General features: G+C 43.9%; 15 protein-coding genes and 1 pseudogene. 10 read left to right on the top strand and 6 right to left on the bottom strand.

What is annotated here, in order from left to right:
- Positions 1-2: 2 nt before the first annotated feature.
- The 3 genes from AB1L08_RS10140 to AB1L08_RS10130 all read right to left on the bottom strand — a co-directional run bounded on the left by AB1L08_RS10140 (position 3) and on the right by AB1L08_RS10130 (position 3,840).
- Positions 3-1,415, bottom strand: a complete 1,413-nt coding sequence (locus AB1L08_RS10140; protein WP_413064538.1) for a glycoside hydrolase family 18 protein — start codon at positions 1,413-1,415, stop codon at positions 3-5.
- Between the two features lie 450 nt (positions 1,416-1,865).
- Positions 1,866-2,279, bottom strand: a complete 414-nt coding sequence (locus AB1L08_RS10135; RefSeq protein ID WP_413064537.1) for an OsmC family protein — start codon at positions 2,277-2,279, stop codon at positions 1,866-1,868.
- 25 nt (positions 2,280-2,304) lie between these two features.
- Positions 2,305-3,840: an AbgT family transporter gene (locus AB1L08_RS10130; RefSeq protein WP_413064536.1), complete on the bottom strand. Its 1,536-nt coding sequence runs from the start codon at positions 3,838-3,840 to the stop codon at positions 2,305-2,307.
- Positions 3,841-4,313: 473 nt separating this feature from the next.
- Here AB1L08_RS10130 and AB1L08_RS10125 point away from each other — a divergent pair, with 473 nt between their 5' ends.
- A complete protein-coding gene (locus AB1L08_RS10125; RefSeq protein WP_413064535.1) occupies positions 4,314-4,742 on the top strand; it encodes a GNAT family N-acetyltransferase in 429 nt (142 codons plus the stop codon).
- 297 nt (positions 4,743-5,039) lie between these two features.
- Positions 5,040-5,582 (top strand): DUF1572 domain-containing protein, encoded by a 543-nt coding sequence (locus AB1L08_RS10120; protein WP_413064534.1) that lies wholly within the window; start codon positions 5,040-5,042, stop codon positions 5,580-5,582.
- A gap of 201 nt (positions 5,583-5,783) precedes the next feature.
- Here AB1L08_RS10120 and ilvA read toward each other — a convergent pair whose 3' ends face one another.
- Complete coding sequence (ilvA, locus tag AB1L08_RS10115; protein WP_413064533.1) at positions 5,784-7,052, bottom strand: threonine ammonia-lyase IlvA; 1,269 nt, start codon at positions 7,050-7,052, stop codon at positions 5,784-5,786.
- A 338-nt stretch (positions 7,053-7,390) separates the two neighbouring features.
- Between ilvA and AB1L08_RS10110 the strand changes: the two genes are divergently transcribed.
- The 5 genes from AB1L08_RS10110 to AB1L08_RS10090 are packed head-to-tail and all read left to right on the top strand — an operon-like array spanning position 7,391 to position 12,316.
- Entirely contained in the window at positions 7,391-8,284 is an 894-nt protein-coding gene (locus AB1L08_RS10110) for a DUF7847 domain-containing protein (RefSeq protein WP_413064532.1), read from the top strand.
- A gap of 18 nt (positions 8,285-8,302) precedes the next feature.
- Positions 8,303-8,935: a DUF4129 domain-containing protein gene (locus tag AB1L08_RS10105; protein WP_413064531.1), complete on the top strand. Its 633-nt coding sequence runs from the start codon at positions 8,303-8,305 to the stop codon at positions 8,933-8,935.
- A 21-nt stretch (positions 8,936-8,956) separates the two neighbouring features.
- Entirely contained in the window at positions 8,957-10,078 is a 1,122-nt protein-coding gene (locus AB1L08_RS10100; protein ID WP_413064530.1) for a DUF4350 domain-containing protein, read from the top strand.
- On the top strand, positions 10,075-11,004 hold the full coding sequence (locus AB1L08_RS10095; protein WP_413064529.1) for an AAA family ATPase: 930 nt from the start codon (positions 10,075-10,077) through the stop codon (positions 11,002-11,004). The genes AB1L08_RS10100 and AB1L08_RS10095 overlap by 4 nt, the downstream gene beginning before the upstream one ends.
- Positions 10,955-12,316 (top strand): DUF58 domain-containing protein, encoded by a 1,362-nt coding sequence (locus tag AB1L08_RS10090; protein ID WP_413064528.1) that lies wholly within the window; start codon positions 10,955-10,957, stop codon positions 12,314-12,316. Before AB1L08_RS10095 ends, AB1L08_RS10090 begins: the two co-directional genes overlap by 50 nt.
- 36 nt (positions 12,317-12,352) lie before the next feature.
- On the opposite strand, the gene AB1L08_RS10085 is transcribed toward AB1L08_RS10090, so the two are convergent.
- Positions 12,353-13,354, bottom strand: coding sequence for a stage II sporulation protein M (locus tag AB1L08_RS10085; RefSeq protein ID WP_413064527.1), 1,002 nt, complete (start codon positions 13,352-13,354; stop codon positions 12,353-12,355).
- 74 nt (positions 13,355-13,428) lie between these two features.
- On the opposite strand from AB1L08_RS10085, the gene AB1L08_RS10080 reads away from it, so the two are divergent.
- Positions 13,429-14,241: an RDD family protein gene (locus AB1L08_RS10080; protein ID WP_413064526.1), complete on the top strand. Its 813-nt coding sequence runs from the start codon at positions 13,429-13,431 to the stop codon at positions 14,239-14,241.
- A 303-nt stretch (positions 14,242-14,544) separates the two neighbouring features.
- Here the strand turns inward: AB1L08_RS10080 and AB1L08_RS10075 are convergent.
- Positions 14,545-14,643: pseudogene (locus AB1L08_RS10075) on the bottom strand (YjcZ family sporulation protein); the annotation flags it as partial.
- Between the two features lie 584 nt (positions 14,644-15,227).
- Between AB1L08_RS10075 and AB1L08_RS10070 the strand changes: the two are divergent.
- Entirely contained in the window at positions 15,228-16,034 is an 807-nt protein-coding gene (locus AB1L08_RS10070; protein ID WP_413064525.1) for a glycoside hydrolase domain-containing protein, read from the top strand.
- Between the two features lie 364 nt (positions 16,035-16,398).
- A complete protein-coding gene (locus AB1L08_RS10065) occupies positions 16,399-17,214 on the top strand; it encodes a ZIP family metal transporter (protein ID WP_413064524.1) in 816 nt (271 codons plus the stop codon).
- The last annotated feature ends 129 nt before the right edge of the window (positions 17,215-17,343 follow it).

Below are 17,343 nucleotides of genomic sequence, written 5' to 3'. Positions count from 1 at the left end.
TACTACTTTTTATTTATTATAAAATTTGCTTCTAAAACCGGCCAATTTTGCGGGAAAGCCGGCCCAAGCACCCAATAGCTGATGCCTCCGAGTCCATATTCTTTTACCGTATCATATTTTGCCTGCATGCTGCGGGCATCTTCAAACCATACTTCATGCTGCTGGCCTGATTCATCCGTGTAACGGAAAAATGGAGATTGGTAGGTTTCATGATAGCGGATGGCTGCACCGTATTTGGCAGCAAGGTTGACGGCCGCTCTCGGGCCGACTGTTTTGGCGAATGTCCCTTGTACCCAGGGTATTTTCCAATCACGGCCATACAGCGGTGCCCCCATGACAATTTTATGGCGGGGAATCGCTGTAACCGCATAGTCAAGAACCTTTCTTACTTCATTGATGGGTGCAATGGCCAATGGCCTTCCGCCAGCCCACCCCCATTCATAAGTCATAAGCACCACAAAGTCAACAATTTCGCCATGTGCAGCATAATCATGTGCCTCATACAACAGCCCGGGCTGATCAGCCCTGATTTTCGGGGCCACAGCAGTTGATACCGAGAATCCTTCCGGCCGCAACCGATCAACTAATTTCCTTAAAAAGTGATTATAATTTTCGCGATCCTCCGGGTAGACATATTCAAAGTCAATATTGATCCCCGAGTATCCTTTTTCGCGCAGCAACGTTAATAGATTGGCCATCACTCGATTTTGAATGTTCCGGTTTCTTAAAATAAGGGCAGCCCGATCGGAGCTAAACTTACCCCCGTCCATGTTTGTAAGGACAAGCAGCGGAGAAACATTTCCTTCTCGGGCTGCTCTGATAAGCGGAGCATCATTTAAAGGTGTTATACTGCCGTCTTCCGTCACGTTATGACTGAACGGGCTAATATACGTTAAATATGGTGCAAGCGGTGCAACGAGATTCGCTCCTCTTTGGCCCATTCTGGTTACGTAGGCATTTACTTCAATGGCTGTTTTCGGGGCCTCCGGAATTCTCAGCCTTTGACCAACATGGATCACCCCGGGGGTTTGAATTTGGTTTGCCTGGACAATCGCAGCAACAGTTGTTCCATATCGCTTTGCAATGGCTGACAGGGTTTCTCCCGGTTGAACAATGTGGTATCGAACGGGAATGGTTAACAGTTGGCCAATATACAGCCTTGATGGGTCAGTCAGCCTGTTGGCATTGACAATTTCCTGAATGGTTACACCAAAACGGCTGGCGATAGACCAAAGCGTATCGCCACGCTGAACCACATATTGTTGATAAGGTGCAGGAATAACCAAAGCTTCCCCTGTTACCAGCCTGTTTGGATCTTCCAGGCCATTAGCCGCAACAATCTGGCCAATCGTTGTCCCATATTCCTGTGAGATGCGCCAAAGGGTGTCCCCGCTTTTCACAACATGTATTTTCATATATGGTCACCTCAAAAAGAAAGCACAAATGGATCTCTTTTTACCATATTCAAGGCAATGATATATGTCACTAAAAGCTTGAAGTGGCAAGAGCTAGAAGGAAAGGGGGTATTTTTAGGAAGGGCCAAAAGAATGAACAAAAAGCGGCAATAGTTTCCGAACAATCGGATCATTTGTTGCTTCGGTAACGAAAAGGAGTTTAAAGTTTCCGAACATCTTCATCTTTCGTTGCTCGGTAACGAATGAGAGAGAATGGGAACAACCTGATTCTTATCACCCAAGCGAAATCCTTTTCCCGGCCCTATATGACCGTGAGCTACCTTATGCCGGGTATATCCATTCAGTTCCATTCATGAACGATCTCACTTTGTAAAAAAAGTTCGTTTCTGCAGCCTATAAACCGAAAAAAGGAGCAATAGACAATCTATATGCTCCTCTGCTGAATGTAAATCATTGTTCTATCCCGTTCAATATAAGCTTGTAAACAATATTTGCTTTTAATGACGCAGATACGGAACAATATTTTTCTTCACCCAATCGGATGGCTCTCCATACTTTCTTCGAATCAATCTCACCGTCAACGATAAATGTGACTTCAATATCCGTAAATCCTTTCGGTGCTTCTTCAGCACGCAAACCATTTGTGATAATTTCAATATGGGTGATCTTTTCCAAATGCGGTTTTAAAATCATTGTGACATCAATGCCGATACAGCCGGCGAGTGAGCTCAAGAGCATTTCTGTCGGAGTCGCGCCCTTTTCCAATCCGCCGTACGCTTTTGTCGCATCCATTCGGATTTCATAACCTGAGTCACCGACTGCAGTAAATGCCCGGCCGCCTGTCCATTTTGTCGTTACTTTCATATCTATTTTCCTTTCTCCTTGAGTGTCAGTAGGTTAAACTTGTACCGGGGCCTACCGGGATGCCAATAAAATACCATATGGCAAAGAAGATGGTCCAGCAAATGAGAATAACGATGGAATGCGGCAGCATGAGTGAAACGACTGTACCAATACCGTTATTTTTCCCATAGCGTTGAGCGAATGCCACAACGAGCGGAAAGAACGGCATTAAAGGAGAAATAATATTCGTTGCAGAATCACCTATTCGATAAGCCGCCTGGGTAACTTCCGGAGCAATGCCCATTTGCATAAACATCGGTACAAATACAGGAGCCATGATGGCCCATTTTGCGGAATCCGCAGCAATAAACAAATTGATGAATGCAGATATAATGATGAATGCAATCAATAACGGAATTCCATCTAAGTGAATGGATTGCAGAAAGCCTGCACCCTTTACTGCTATTAAAGTTCCTAAGTTCGTATAATTGAATAACGCAATAAATTGCGCAGCAAAAAATATTAATACAATAAAACCGGCCATTGTTTCCAGCGACGAAGTCATGAGGTTTGCAATATCTTTATCGTTCTTGATCGTCTTTGTAACGATCCCATACACTATACCCGGGATTAAAAAGACCACCATCATCAGGAAGATAATACTGCTCATAAACGGAGATTGGATCAAACTTCCTTCGTCCCCGCGCAAAACACCGTTTTTAGGAACGGTTAATAAGGCAATGGCTCCTATCGTCGATAACAAAGAAATATTTGCCCAGATCAGTCCCTTTTTTTCTCCGTTTGATATGTTGTGCATGGTTTTATTTTCATCAGGCGTAAAAGTTCCCAGCCTCGGCTCAACAATTTTATCCGTTACAAGAGTACTGATCAATACAATCAAAAAAGTGGAGGCAAACATGAAAAACCAGTTATCCGTCGGGTTGACAGTATAACCTGCATCCAGTATGCGGGATGCCTCCGTCGTCATGCCGCTCAGGATAGGGTCGTTTGTACCGAGAAATAGATTGGCGGAGTATCCTCCGGCAACTCCTGCGAACGCGGCTGATAATCCCGCCAATGGATGGCGCTTAAAACCAAGGAAAATAATGGCCCCAAGCGGGACGAGAACTACATAGCCGACAGATGCAGCCACGTTCGAAAGAACGCCAATCAGTACAACGATTGGCGTAACAAGCTTTCTCGGGGCTTTTGTGACAGTATTCGTCATCAATGCACCAATATAGCCTGTTTTTTCTGCAACTCCTACTCCGAGCATTGCTACTAAAACCGGGCCGAGAGCCACGAAAGAAGTAAAGTTGCTGACAACATTTGATAACATATACGCTATGCCTTCAGGAACGAGGAGGCTGACTATTTTCACGGTCAGGACCTCTGTCTCCATCGTTTCTTTATTAACTCCTTCATAGGTAACGCTTGTGCCCATTAAATAGAAAATATGAGATACAATCATGACAACCAGTGTAAATAAAATAAAAATGGTAATAGGATGGGGAAGTCTGTTGCCTATCTCTTCAATGAAGTTTAAAAACTTCATTGGTTTCTGTCTATGTTTTGGATCCATTCTCTGCTGTCCCTTCTATAGATTTTAAATCATATCATAGTATACCTATAAGTTTTATTAAAATCTAGTCAAATATATACTAAGATAATGGCATACAAAAAACCAAAATATACTATCATGATCAAATTGCCCGGAAAATAAACATTTGAACGGGCGCCGCTATAAATGTAAATGAAGGAGAAAAGTAAAAACAAATTTTCCGCAAAGAGTTGTTTGCAGCGCTTATCACACATCCCTTTGTCAATTCCGCATAATGCATAATAATGACCTGATTTTCAAATATCCAGGGCCCGGAAACACCGGGAAATATTTAATAGGATTAAGAGATTCATTTTAACAGGAATCCAACCGTAATATTGCCTATAATGACTTATGGTTCTTTCGAACCGCTTAAGGTAGAATAAGGGAAAAGAAGCAGTACCCGCATAAGATCTGCTTTACCCCAATCCCATACAAATACAGGTGATATAAAGATGGAAATGAAAGAGCTCAAAACAAAATCGGAGATACTTGAAGCATTTTCTCTCATGAAACAGTTAAGAACCCATCTCGATGAAAAGACTTACCTTGAATTGGTATTGGATGCTCAAGAAAAAGACAGATACAAAATGTTTGCCCTGTTTGACGGCGGTGAATTAGCAGCCGTTACAGGGTTTAAACCAATGATTACGCTTTATTACGGCAGGTTTGTGTGGGTATGTGATTTAGTGACAGATGTTCGTAAACGTTCCAACGGATATGGCGCAAAGCTTCTGGCATATGTACAGGAATGGGCAAAGAGAAATCAATATGAAAGTGTTGCTTTGTCGTCGGGGCTGCAACGTACTGATGCGCATCGTTTCTATGAAGATAAAATGGATTACGACAAAGTCAGTTATGTATTTAAAAAGTCATTAAAATAATGCCTCTGGTACAAAAGAGGTTCCCTATTGTATATGACGCCCATAGAAATGGCCTTCAAAAAAAAAAAGCCCATATTTTCCAGGTTAAAATTTTTCTCTTTGGGATAGCTTTTATACAGGCTGCTTGATAATTTGAAAGGGTCGCCGAAGAAGTAATCACGCCCAAAAGCAAAGTGAACCCCAACAAAACCAATCTAAAGGACCCGCTTGTCCTAACGAAAAAGTCCATTTACCAAAAGTAATCCAAGGCCGGTAATGAGTCGCCAGCTTCTATATCAAAAGCGGGGGAGGTTCATCATGAATATCGGATCTGAGTATTTAAGAATTGTAACGGAGAGGTTTAAAAGTATAAAAAAGCTTGGGGATCAGACAATTGCCCAATTATCGGAAGCCGATCTTCATTGGAAAATGAATCAGGAATCAAACAGCATCGCCGTTATCGTAAAACATCTTAGCGGCAACATGGTTTCAAGATGGACCGACTTTTTGGAATCAGATGGTGAAAAGCCGTATAGGAACCGGGAACAAGAATTTGCAGATGACGTATCCTCAAAAAATGAATTGATAAGGATTTGGGAAAAGGGGTGGAGTGTGTTTTTTGAAGCATTAAATCATTTAAAGGAAGAAGATTTATTAAAGCGTGTACTTATCCGCGGTGAAAGCCATTTGGCCATGGAGGCAATTGAGAGGCAGTTGGCGCATTATGCTTATCATATTGGCCAAATCGTATATATAGGCAAGCAAATCAGAAATGAAGATTGGCAAAGCCTGAGCATCCCGAGAGGAAAATCAGACGAATACTTGCAGCAAATGTTAAAAAAGCATCAGCCAAAATCTTAATACACAAAGTGCACATAACCAAGGAGACCGGACTATTTGAATGTATGGAAATATTTCATCATCCAATTTTGCCATCATTCTCATAGCGATAAAATACTGCGTTCGGCAAGCAGCTTTCATCATCACGATTTTTTCGCCACGAGTATTACTGGGAGAACAGTGTTTCAATGAAAAAGGCGCCCTAACAGGCGCCTTTCGTCATCATATTAACAAGTGGAACAGCGTGCTGTCTTTATTGACTTCCATATAGGAAATGCCTTTGCGTTCCATTCGCTCAATCAGGCCTGCGTAGTCTTCGCGGCGTTTCAGTTCAATGCCGACCAAGCCTGGGCCTCTTTCTTTATTGTTTTTCTTCGTGTACTCAAAAGTGATGATGTCATCATCGGGTCCGAGGACTTCATCCAAAAATTCACGCAGGGCACCGGCGCGCTGCGGGAAGTTTACGATAAAATAATAAAGCAGCCCCTCATAAATCAATGATTTCTCCTTGATTTCCTGCATTCTGCTGATGTCGTTGTTTCCGCCGCTGATCACGCAAACGACTGTTTTGCCTTTGATTTTGTCCTTGTAAAAGTCGAGTGCCGAAATGGGCAGGGCCCCGGCAGGTTCGGCGATGATCGCGTGTTGGTTGTATAAATCCAAAATGGTTGTGCACACTTTTCCTTCGGGTACGGAAACAATATCGTCGACATGTTTTTGGCAAAGTTCAAATGTATGTTTTCCAACACATTGCACAGCAGCGCCATCCACAAATTTATCAATTGCCGGAAGCGCGGTAACAGCTTTGTTTTCAATTGATGTTTTCATGCTTTGTGCGCCTTCGGGCTCTACCCCGATCATTTTCGTATGCGGAGAGACGTTTTTAATATAAGTACTTAAACCGGCCATCAAACCGCCGCCGCCAATGCTTCCGAACACGAAATCCACCTGTTCATGAATGTCATTCATGATTTCAACCGCAACGGTTCCCTGTCCGGCAATAATTTGATGGTCATCGAACGGATGGATGAAAATTAAGTCTTCTTCCACCGCACATTCGTTTGCGCGTGCAGAACTCTCATCGAATGTATCACCTGTCAAAACCACCTCGATATATTCCCGGCCAAACATTTTCACTTGGTCGATCTTCTGTTTGGGGGTTGTTTGCGGCATGAAAATCGTACCTTTAATTCCCAATTGGGCACATGCGTATGCGACGCCCTGGGCATGGTTTCCGGCACTTGCACACACAACGCCTTTTTCGCGGGCCTCTTTTTCGATTCTTTTCATTTTATAAAAAGCACCGCGCAGCTTGAACGAACGCACATGCTGCAAATCTTCTCTTTTTATATACACATTGCAATCATATTTCTCGGATAATCTTTCGTTTTTTTGCAAAGGCGTATGGGCCACTACGTCTTTCAAAAATTGATAAGCAATGAGGATATCTTCCAGATTCAAGGTTTTTGCTTTTTCCTTTGTTGTACTCATGGCGTCAGTCTACCTCCGCTTTCGTATAAACATTTCTATATTATAACATGGTATTTATCAGATTAACACATCTAATATTCGCAATATTTTGTGAAAGCGGTTTCATTTTTGGCTTTTTTTGTCGTGAAAAAACGGCTGGAATTCGAGCGTGCCAGGTAGAGGGAGCACTTCTCCCCCAATGAATCGGCGCTTTATTTGACGGTCATGCCATTCCTTGTTTTTCTTGAACCGGGCAATGAATCATTTATTTTTCGGCCCCGCTTTCTGGTAAAATGGGATGCCCATGCATATAATAAAATGATAAAATAAGCAGATAAACAGCTATAGGAGGTAGAAAAGTGGAATCAAAGATTGACAGTCCGAAAGGATTTGGGCAAATCCTGGACCTGACTTTTATTATCAGCAAAAAGAAGTTTTCCGAATTAATATTGATCATGCTCATTTTTTTGGGGCCCATTTATGTTTTGCAGGCAGTAATGGAACTAGCTTCAGGTGTCAGTTTTTTCAGGGAGATGGAAACGGGAGGCACGTGGTTTGAGAATATTTTGGGCAGCTTTGACGAAACTTCAACGGACGCGGATGCGACACTCGCTGTTTCGGGCTTGCTTTCCCTGTTGTTTGCTCCGATTGCTGGGGCCGCCATCATGTTCGCTGTTAACCATATGAGAAAAGACGAGGAATATACCGTGGGCTCGGTCATTAAAGAGGCATTTTCACGCTTTTGGCCCATGCTTGGAAGCAATATTTTGTTTGGTCTGATTACCGCCGGGCTTTTCTTTATTCCAATGATCATCGTGTTTTTTGTCGGGATCATGGGGGCGGTTATGTCTCCGTTCGCCGGGATCGCTTTGGCTGTTGTTCTTTTTTTGGGATTCGCCTTTGGGCTCGGGCTTTTGCTGACCCGCTGGAGTTTTTATTTCGGTTCAGTTGTGTTTAAAGAAGGGACGCCGGGTCTTTCAAGAAGCTGGGAGCTTACGAAAGGACGCCTTTGGGCAACATTTGGGCTTTATGTGATATTTACTTTGATTATTACGTGCATCAGCATGGCATTGGAATTTTCTTTCGGCCTTATTTTGGGCAACAGCGTTTTGTTGTCGATCATCGTCAATGCAGGGACGCTGTTTACTTCCGTGATATTCACCGTTGGTTATGCCGTCATGTATTTTGACCTGAAAGCGCGTCAAGATGCAGACGATTTAAAGGAAATGATTGGAGATTACCATACCACTTAACAAGTCAGGTGATGATTCATGTTAGACGCGGATGAAGCGGGCAAAAAGCTTGAAAAGATTTTGAGTAAAGAAGAATATCAAGCGTATTATCGTAATCCTTTATCCAATTGGTGGGAAAAAGCAAAGGAACGATTTGCAGATTGGCTTAGTCAATTATTCCCTTCCTTGGAGGTTTCAGAGTCAGTTTCGGGCCCGCTTCTTGTTCTGATTGTGGTGATCTTCGTCATCGTTCTTGGTATAGCGGCATTTCTGATTGCGCGGGCTGTATCGAGATCACGCAAATTTCGTGACGAAAAACCATTTCAATCAAAGAAGTACTTGGAGTGGACCTGTTTAAAGCATTTGTCCGAAGCCAAAAAGCTGGAGAGCTTGGGAGATCTTTCCCTTGCAGCCCGCCATCTTTTTTTGGCACTCCTTCTTTATTGCCATGAAAAAGAGTGGCTGGAAGCAAAAATTTGGAAAACAAATTGGGAGTATTACGAAGAAATCAAACGCACCAATGTGACTTGGGCCGAAAGGTTTTACGGATTGGCCAAGGTGTTTGACGAAATAGCATATGGAGAGAAACAAATATCACAGGAAGAATATCGTCTTTTTCGACATACAGTCATGGGATGGCTGGAACAAGTTGAAGAGCAAACGGGAAGTTAGGCAGGAAAGGGGGATGGGGCTTTGCAAAAAAGCACCTCAAACAGCAAACTGTGGTATTGGGGCGTTGCGGTTCTCGTATTGTTGCTGGCATCCACCTATTTCCTGGACAAGAAGCAGCCGAAACAGTATCGGGAGTATGTTTCCGAATCTCCTTCTCCAACAGGTTTAAAGGCATTGTATACATACTTGAAAGATGAAAAAAACAATGTACAAAGATGGCGCCATTCACCGAAGCGCCTGAACGCGGATGCAACGAAGCAAACGCTTGTCATGGCCGAGCCAGCGTCTATGCCGGACGGGGCTGAAATGGATGCATACAAGCAATTTATGGATGCAGGAAATACCATCATATTATGGGCCCGGAAACCCCAAGGATGGTTTGGCTTGTCCACCGAACCAATAGATGGTGAAGGGACTGGCAAGGTTTTGGATCGAAACGGGAATGAGTACGACGCGATTCTGGCGTATGATGAACGGCTTATTTCCGCTCCTGATGATCAAGTGCTTTTACACGATGAATACGGTCCGATCGCCCTGAAGCGGAAGGTTGGGGACGGTCAATTGATTGTCTCGCTATTTCCAAACTGGTTAAAGAATGCCGAGCTGCCGGAAGAGGACCATGTTCCTTTGGTTATTTCTATGCTCAACGAAGCTGGCGGAGACGCGTTTCTTTTTGATGAATACATACATGGTGAAAAAGGGACAGGGGCGGTGCTGGTTTTATATCCGCAATGGTTTTTATTGATCATGTTTCAATTGGGCATCATGGCCATTCTTTGGCTGTGGTACAAAGGAAAGCGTTTCGGCCCGGTGATCATTCCAAGAGAAGAGACTGTTCGTTTCAGCGATGAAAGCATTCGGGCGCTTGCCGCTTGGTATATGAGAGGACGGCGGTATCAAGATTCTTTGGCCATCCAGGCTGATTTTTTAAAACAGATTTTCAAAGAGCGGGGCTTATCATTTCAGAATGGCTGGACCGATTTCACCGCTTACTTTTTACAAAAAGGATGGCAGAAAGAAGAGGCTGACGTTTTTTTGCAAGGATTGGATGGCGTTTTAAAGAAGGAAACCATCAGTAAACAGGAATACTTGCTATGGTCCAAGAAAATCGATCGTGTAAGAAAAGAGGTAGAGAATGGATGAGAGAGAAATTACATGCCTTGCTGGAACAATATGAGGGCGCCATTTTAGGCCAACGGGCCAACTTGCGGCTTTTATTGTCGGCCATTTTGGCCGGCGGCCACGTATTGGTCGAAGGGGTTCCCGGAACGGGAAAAACGGCGATGGCCAAGACGCTTGCAAAACTATTGGACGGCAGGTTCGAGCGAATCCAATTCACCCCCGACCTGCTGCCCAGCGATATTACGGGGAGCATGATTCTGAATATGCAGGCGGGAAAATTTGAGACTTTAAAAGGCCCAATCTTTACAAATATTTTATTGGCGGATGAAATTAACCGGACGCCGGCCAAAACGCAGGCCGCCCTCTTGGAGGCCATGGAGGAACAGCAGGTGACGATCCAGGGAACAACGTACCCGTTGCCGGAAGTGTTTTTTGTCGTGGCCACCCAGAACCCGATTGAATTTGAGGGGACCTACCCGCTGCCGGAAGCGCAGCAAGACCGCTTTTTATTCAAGCTCCATATCGATTTTCCGGTTTTTGATGAAGAAACGGAAGTGTTAAGAAAGGTCTTGGAAAACGAGCTGAATACTGGTTTATTTTCTCCTGTCATGAATCTGGCTGACTTTTTGGCCATAAAAGCAGAAATTGAACAGGTTACAGTTGGAGAAGGCATTTTAGAGTACATCATGCACATTGTAAGAAGGACGCGTGAAACAGAAGCGATCCGTTTCGGAGCGAGTACGAGGGCGGGCATATCGATCGGAAAAGCCGCCAGGGCGTGGGCATATCTTGCGGGCCGGGATTATGTGACCCCGGATGATATTAAAATGGTGGCAAAGCCCGCATTAAGGCACCGGATCCAATTATCCCCGCACGTTGAACTGGAGGGAGCAGCCGTTGACCAAATTATCGAAGAACTGGTGGGGGCGGTTCCTGTTCCAAGATAGAGGAATGTTGCCGACGAAACGCTTGCTCATTTTATTTGTTATTTTATCTTTGGGTTTAACCATGATTGGTTTCTTTTCCGAAATATCATGGACTGCAGTCATAACCATCAATATCCTTCTTTTCTTGGCAAGTCTTGTTGATTTAACGCTGTCCCCAAAGAAAAATGAACTGGCTTTTAACAGGCAATTACCGGAGCAAATGGAAAGAGGCCTCACCTATGAAGTAAAGGTAAAAGTGAGAAACCGGTCGCGCCATCGCGTTTCTTATAGATTCATGGATGGGCTTCCCCAAACGTTTGCCGCCCCCTTTCCTGTTTACGGCCATATACAAAAGGAGACCACCGCAATGATTTCATATGAAACAGCCGCGCGAAAACGGGGACAATATGAAATCCGAAAGTTTTATGTCAGATATAAAAGTGTGTGGGGGCTTTGGGAAAAACAAATAACCGCCGATTTGCCGGAAACGGTTAAGGTGATCCCGGATTTAACCGAGACGAAGCAATATTTGGAGGACGCCCAACGATTTTTGCTGTATGAAGGGTCGAAAATCCGCAAATTTGAAAAAGGAACGGGAGAGTTTTCCCAGATCCGCCGCTATGTGCCCGGTGATGATCCGCGCATGGTCAACTGGCGGCAAACGGCCAAGCTGCGTGAAGTGATGACAAATGAATATGAGCCGGAGCATGGGAAATATATTACGATTTTAATGGATTGCGGGAGAATGATGGGGGCGGAGCTCGCAAAAGGCAGCCGCCTGGAAAGCGTATTGGATGCCGCTGTGGCCATTGCGGCGGCAGCCCTGCAAAAAGGAGACTATGTTTCCGTCCTGGCTTTTTCCAAAGACATCAAAAAATATGTTCCGCCTGCCAAAGGGATGGATCATTTGCAAACGATTCTGGAAGCCATTTATGATGTGGAAGCAGATCCGGTTGAGCCGAACTATGCGGCCGTTTTTGCCTTTTTGGAAACTGTGCAGAAAAAGCGGAGCCTCCTCCTGTTGTTCAGTGATGTGCGGACATTTTTGCATGAGGAAACGGCACTCGGCTATTTGCAAACCCTCAGAAGAAGGCATTTGTTTTTAATCTTGGGGCTTGAAGATGGGCCTCTTTTGGAAAGGGCCGATGACGACCCCGATACCGTGCAGGCTGCAATGGTAAAAAGCATTGCCCAGCAGCAGCTCCTTTTTAAAAAGCGGGAAAAAGCGAAATGGGAAAGTCACGGCCTGCAGCTGATTGAAGCCCGCGAAGAAAGCTTGGCTGCAAGGGCAATATCCGGCTATATCGAACTGATGAACCGGAATCTTTTGTAGCGTTGGTGTTTCCTCCTTTTCAAAAGCAGCCCAAGCTTACAATTGTTTTGCGGATACCCCTTCTTTTTGATTAAATCGCTGTTCGTGTTTTTCAAGACGCATCTTGCCGATTGCAATGTATAAAACAAGCCCGATCACTGTGGCAAATGCTGTAAAATATTTGGCCTCCAAAGAAATGGCGGCAGGGGTAATAAAACCTTCGATCACACCGGCAATGACAAACAGCGGAACAGTGCCCAGCAGCAGCTGGACCGACCGTTTTGCCTGTATTTTCAAATGAAGGCTTCTTGGAAGCCGGCCGGGAACAAAAAGCTTGTATCCCATTAACAGTCCCGCACCTCCAGCAATAAAAATGGCCGTCAATTCAATCATTCCGTGGGGAACGATATATGCCCAAAATTCATATGTTTTGTTTGAATGCCAAAATAAGGCAAAAAGGGCGCCGATGAGCATACCGTTATAAATGAGGACATAGACGGTTAACAGGCCGAATGTAATCCCTCCGGCAAAAGCCAGTATGGTAACCTGTATATTGTTCGTCATGATGCTGGCGGACATCAGTGTGGAAAGCACTTGGCCGTCATTTTTACCAAGCTGCTCAGGGTCAACATTTTGGGCGATGTCAGCAGGGATGACGGAATATATACTCATTGGATCATTGATGACGGAAAAAAAGCTTCCAAGCATGCCCAGTGTAAAGAGAACGCAGGCCGCCAATACGAATTTCCACTGTTCCAATAGAAGCCTGATAAATGTTGTACTGAAAAAATGGCGCATTTGCTTTACACTTGATATTTGGTCCTTATATAGTAAATTGTGGGCTTTTGAAACAAGGCCGTTTAAATAATGAGTTACGTCTTGTTCCGGAAAATAGGTTTGGGCGTATGACAGATGGTTGGCCGCTTTTTGATAAAGCTTGTAAAACTGGTTAATGCCGGTCCCGTTTAGATCGGGCTTGTTTTTACTCAACGCTGCTGTCAAACGTTCAAGCTGTTTCCAATCATCCCGATGCTTTTTGACAAATTGTTTTGCGTTCATATGTCGTCTCCATTTTTATCTTTTATCCTATTATGATAGTGATTTTCTTTTGGGGAATCAACTATTGAAAGCGAGTGTGTTCATTGGATCAGGAACAAGTTGGCATTAAAACGCCGGAATATGTTTCCCTTCAATTTAAGCTGGCGGGCCTGGGGAGCAGGGCTGCTGCGTTTTTAATTGATTCCCTTATTTTGGGAGCGGTCAATCTGCTATTGTTTGCCATCGGATTCATTGTGATTACAGGAGAAGTTTCCCTCTTTGAAAATTCAAATTTTGGCCCGGTTTTTTTGGGAATTGTGATGATCTTGATTTTTGCCATTCATTGGGGATATTTTATTGCATTCGAATATTTTTCCGGAGGAAGAACGATCGGCAAGCGAATAATCGGCATCCGTGTGATCCAGGACAACGGGCACAGCCTGACATTGCTTTCTAGCTTTATTCGCAACCTGCTTCGCATCGTCGATTCTTTGCCCGCCAGCTATTTAATTGGCATTTTGACGATCTTTCTTCATCCAAAACATAAACGGGTCGGTGACGTTGTGGCCGGTACGATTGTGGTTCACGAGCGAAAGGCAAATGGAAAAAAGCGCCTGTCACCTGTTGAGAAGGAAATAAACAGGCGGGGCCTGACGAAACATGATCTCGAAATCGGTGATTGGGCACTGAACTCTTTGGATGCCAAGGATTGGAAACTGGTGAAAACTTACGGCAACCGGCTTTCTGCGCTATCGCCACACGAGCGGGCCGCATTTACGAAACAAACGGCGGACATTCTCTTCGGAAAACTCGGTGTGGATATAGGCGGGAAAGAACAGCCCGAGCTGGAAAACGCACTTCTCGTTCTTTATTTACATATGAAGGATGAATGGGAGTATGAATTATAATTCTCCTTCATAACTAAACAAGAAAGGCGACGCCCGGATTGAGGCGGCCTTTTTTAAAAAAAATGAGAATCATTCGCTATGTATGGTTCCGGAAAGCTTTCAGCGAGGCATTAATTAAGTAACAGATCGTATTTGCAGCAAAATATAGAAGACTTGAGGGGCTTCCGGCAACAAAGGCGTTCAGTTGTAGAACAAACCACCCGTTCTGAAAAAACGGGTGGTTATGATTTGAAAAAATTACCACCACCAGAATGGAAAGAACGGGAAGAACCCAACCCCAACAAACACCGGGTCGTCTCCGCCTCCACCTGCGTACGAGGCTCCCACAATGATTAACAAAATGAACAGCACGACAATTAAAGCAAATCCACCTTTTCCACCTTTTTCTTCAGCCTTTTCCACCTTGACCCTCCTTTCACTCGTGAACATGCTTTCTACAAATTATGTATTCAATCAGATCGTGATTGTACATGTATACCGAGAGGCAACAGGATAATGAAAATGAACCAGCAGCAATCAGATGGCAAGAGTTTTTGTCAAGGGGCAGTTAACAAAATTTGTGAATAAAAAATGAAAAATTTTTGTTTACAAAGATATTCTTTAGGATATATACTGGTTACACAAAACCAATGGAGGTGCAAGTACATGAATAAAACAACCAAGCAGGGGATCATTTTTACATTAGTGCACACCATCTTTTTTCTGAATTTGGCTTTTGACTTTTCCTACTTCTTTTAAACCCATCCTGATTAAAGCGCTTTCATAGACGTTATTCTCCTCATACTTAACAAGAGGGCTCTCCAAATACTGGGGGGTTCGCTTTTTGCTGTCATCTGATTAATCATAATCCAATAAAATAGACAAATGGAAATAGTTGTTGCGTACAGCGCAGGCACTGGCGGAATCAAAGGAACGAAAATAACCGGCAGAACCCACTCTCTTCTTACCTTCCTTGCATATTTTGAAGCAAGGAGGGAGAGAAGCAGATGAATCAGTGGCGGGATGTATGGTTAATCGCCATCGCAACCCTTATGTTGATTTCTTTACTTTTTATATTTAAGGGGCATGTTCCACCAGTGAACAAGGAAAAAGAACCACCGGTGCAGCAAGAAAACGGACAACAGGAAAAGGATCATGAACGAAAGGACAAGGTCATTTGGGGAATCGATTCAGCCAGCTCTGCAAATGAACAACAGTATCGTTGTGTCGCGGAAAATTTTGGGGAACCAAAGGTGTGGGGAAGATACTTGGGTGACCTCGAAGGAGCGTCTGTCGGTTTATCTGTGAAGGAAGCGGAGTACTTGCATGCCAATGATATAAAAATCTTGCTTATTTATAATCATGTCACTGATGCAAGGGGACATAAGAGCGGATTTTCCCATGCTGAAAAAGCGGCATCTTTGGCCGATGAATTGGGAGTGCCGAAAGAAAAAGCGATTTTTGTTGATATAGAGCCTGACTATCCTGTGGATTCAGACTTTATCAAAGGCTGGATGGAAGGAATGGAAAATTCGGGTTACCATGCCGGCATTTACGGTGTTTTTTCCGAAGAACAAGATCTTTATCATGTTTTTAAAGAAATGGTTGAAAGCGATGAAAAATTGGAATCCAAGATGATTGTATGGACAGCCCATCCGCAAACGGGGATTAGCACGCAAGCCAATGCCCCCGAATATAAGCCGGAGGCGCCGGATGGGGCCAATGTGCTCGGCTGGCAGTATGGCATTGATGCAAAAAGCTGCAACATTGATACCAATTTGTTTAAAGGGGAAATAATAGACTATTTATGGTAAAGAAGGAACTGACGTTTCCTTCTTTTCTTATTTCATGGGACGATACAGGAAGTTGCCTGGAATATATAGATCGAGCAATGATTCGAGCTCCGTCTTGGGTGAGCCAGCGTGAAAAATTCCCGGATAAATTGCTCTTTCATGGAAAAAACTGTTCCATATCCCTCTATCCCGAAAGAAGTTACTTTCCATTGAGAAATGGATAATAAATATGATTGTATAAAATAAATATAGTTGTAATATGCTTGTTAGCGGGGAAACCTTATTGAAACCTGTTAAAGGATTGACAAAATGATGGATCGTACATAAATTGTTTCCTGTACACACTTTTTTATCCCGGTATTTACTTAAAGGGAGTTCATGCACGATGGCGGATTTTTTTCTGAACTTTACCCCTATTACACAAGCATTCATGGCAACATTATTTACATGGGGAATGACAGCTTTGGGAGCTGCCCTCGTCTTTGCCACAAGAGCAATAAACCAGCGGCTAATGGATAGTATGTTAGGGTTTGCCGGCGGTGTCATGATTGCAGCCAGTTATTGGTCTTTGCTGGCTCCGGCCATTGACATGTCCGAAGGCAATCCCATAGGAACCTGGTTTCCATCAGCATTTGGTTTTTTGCTGGGCGGCATTTTTTTGTGGGGAATTGATAAACTGCTGCCCCATCTTCATCCCAACGCTTCGTTTGGCAAAGCGGAAGGCTATCATCCGAAAAAAAGAAAGAGAAGTACATTGTTGGTCCTGGCGATCACCATGCATAATATCCCCGAAGGGTTGGCGGTGGGAATTACCTTCGGTGCACTTGCCAGCGGGGGAACGGAGGCATCTATAGCCGAGGCCTTAACCCTGGCGCTGGGCATTGGCATTCAAAACTTCCCTGAAGGCGTTGCGGTTTCCATGCCCTTAAGAGCGGAAGGCATGTCGAGAAAAAAAAGCTTTTTCTATGGCCAATTATCGGGCATGGTGGAACCGATTGCTGCGGTCATGGGTGCATATGCTGTTACAATTATAGAACCTCTGCTGCCTTATGCATTAAGCTTTGCAGCCGGAGCCATGATCTTTGTGGTAGCCGAAGAAGTGATTCCGGGTTCACAAGAAAAAGGCAATAAAGATTTAGCTTCCATGAGTTTAATGGTTGGCTTTGTATTGATGATGATTCTGGACGTGGCATTGGGGTGAAAAGGGGCTGTCCAAAAGTCTAAAAACCGACTTTTGGACAGGCCTTTTTTTAAAAGATAAGAAAGTATAAAATTTGGGTCTACCACGGTCATTTTGACTGTGGTATTTTTGTTTTATGGAGAGGAATAT

The sequence above is a fragment of the Siminovitchia jepli genome, assembly GCF_047228825.1.
In the GTDB taxonomy this organism is placed as follows: Bacteria; Bacillota; Bacilli; order Bacillales; family Bacillaceae_C; genus Siminovitchia.
The sequence above is the reverse complement of the archived record's forward strand: the minus strand, read 5'-3'. Positions and strand labels throughout refer to the sequence as shown.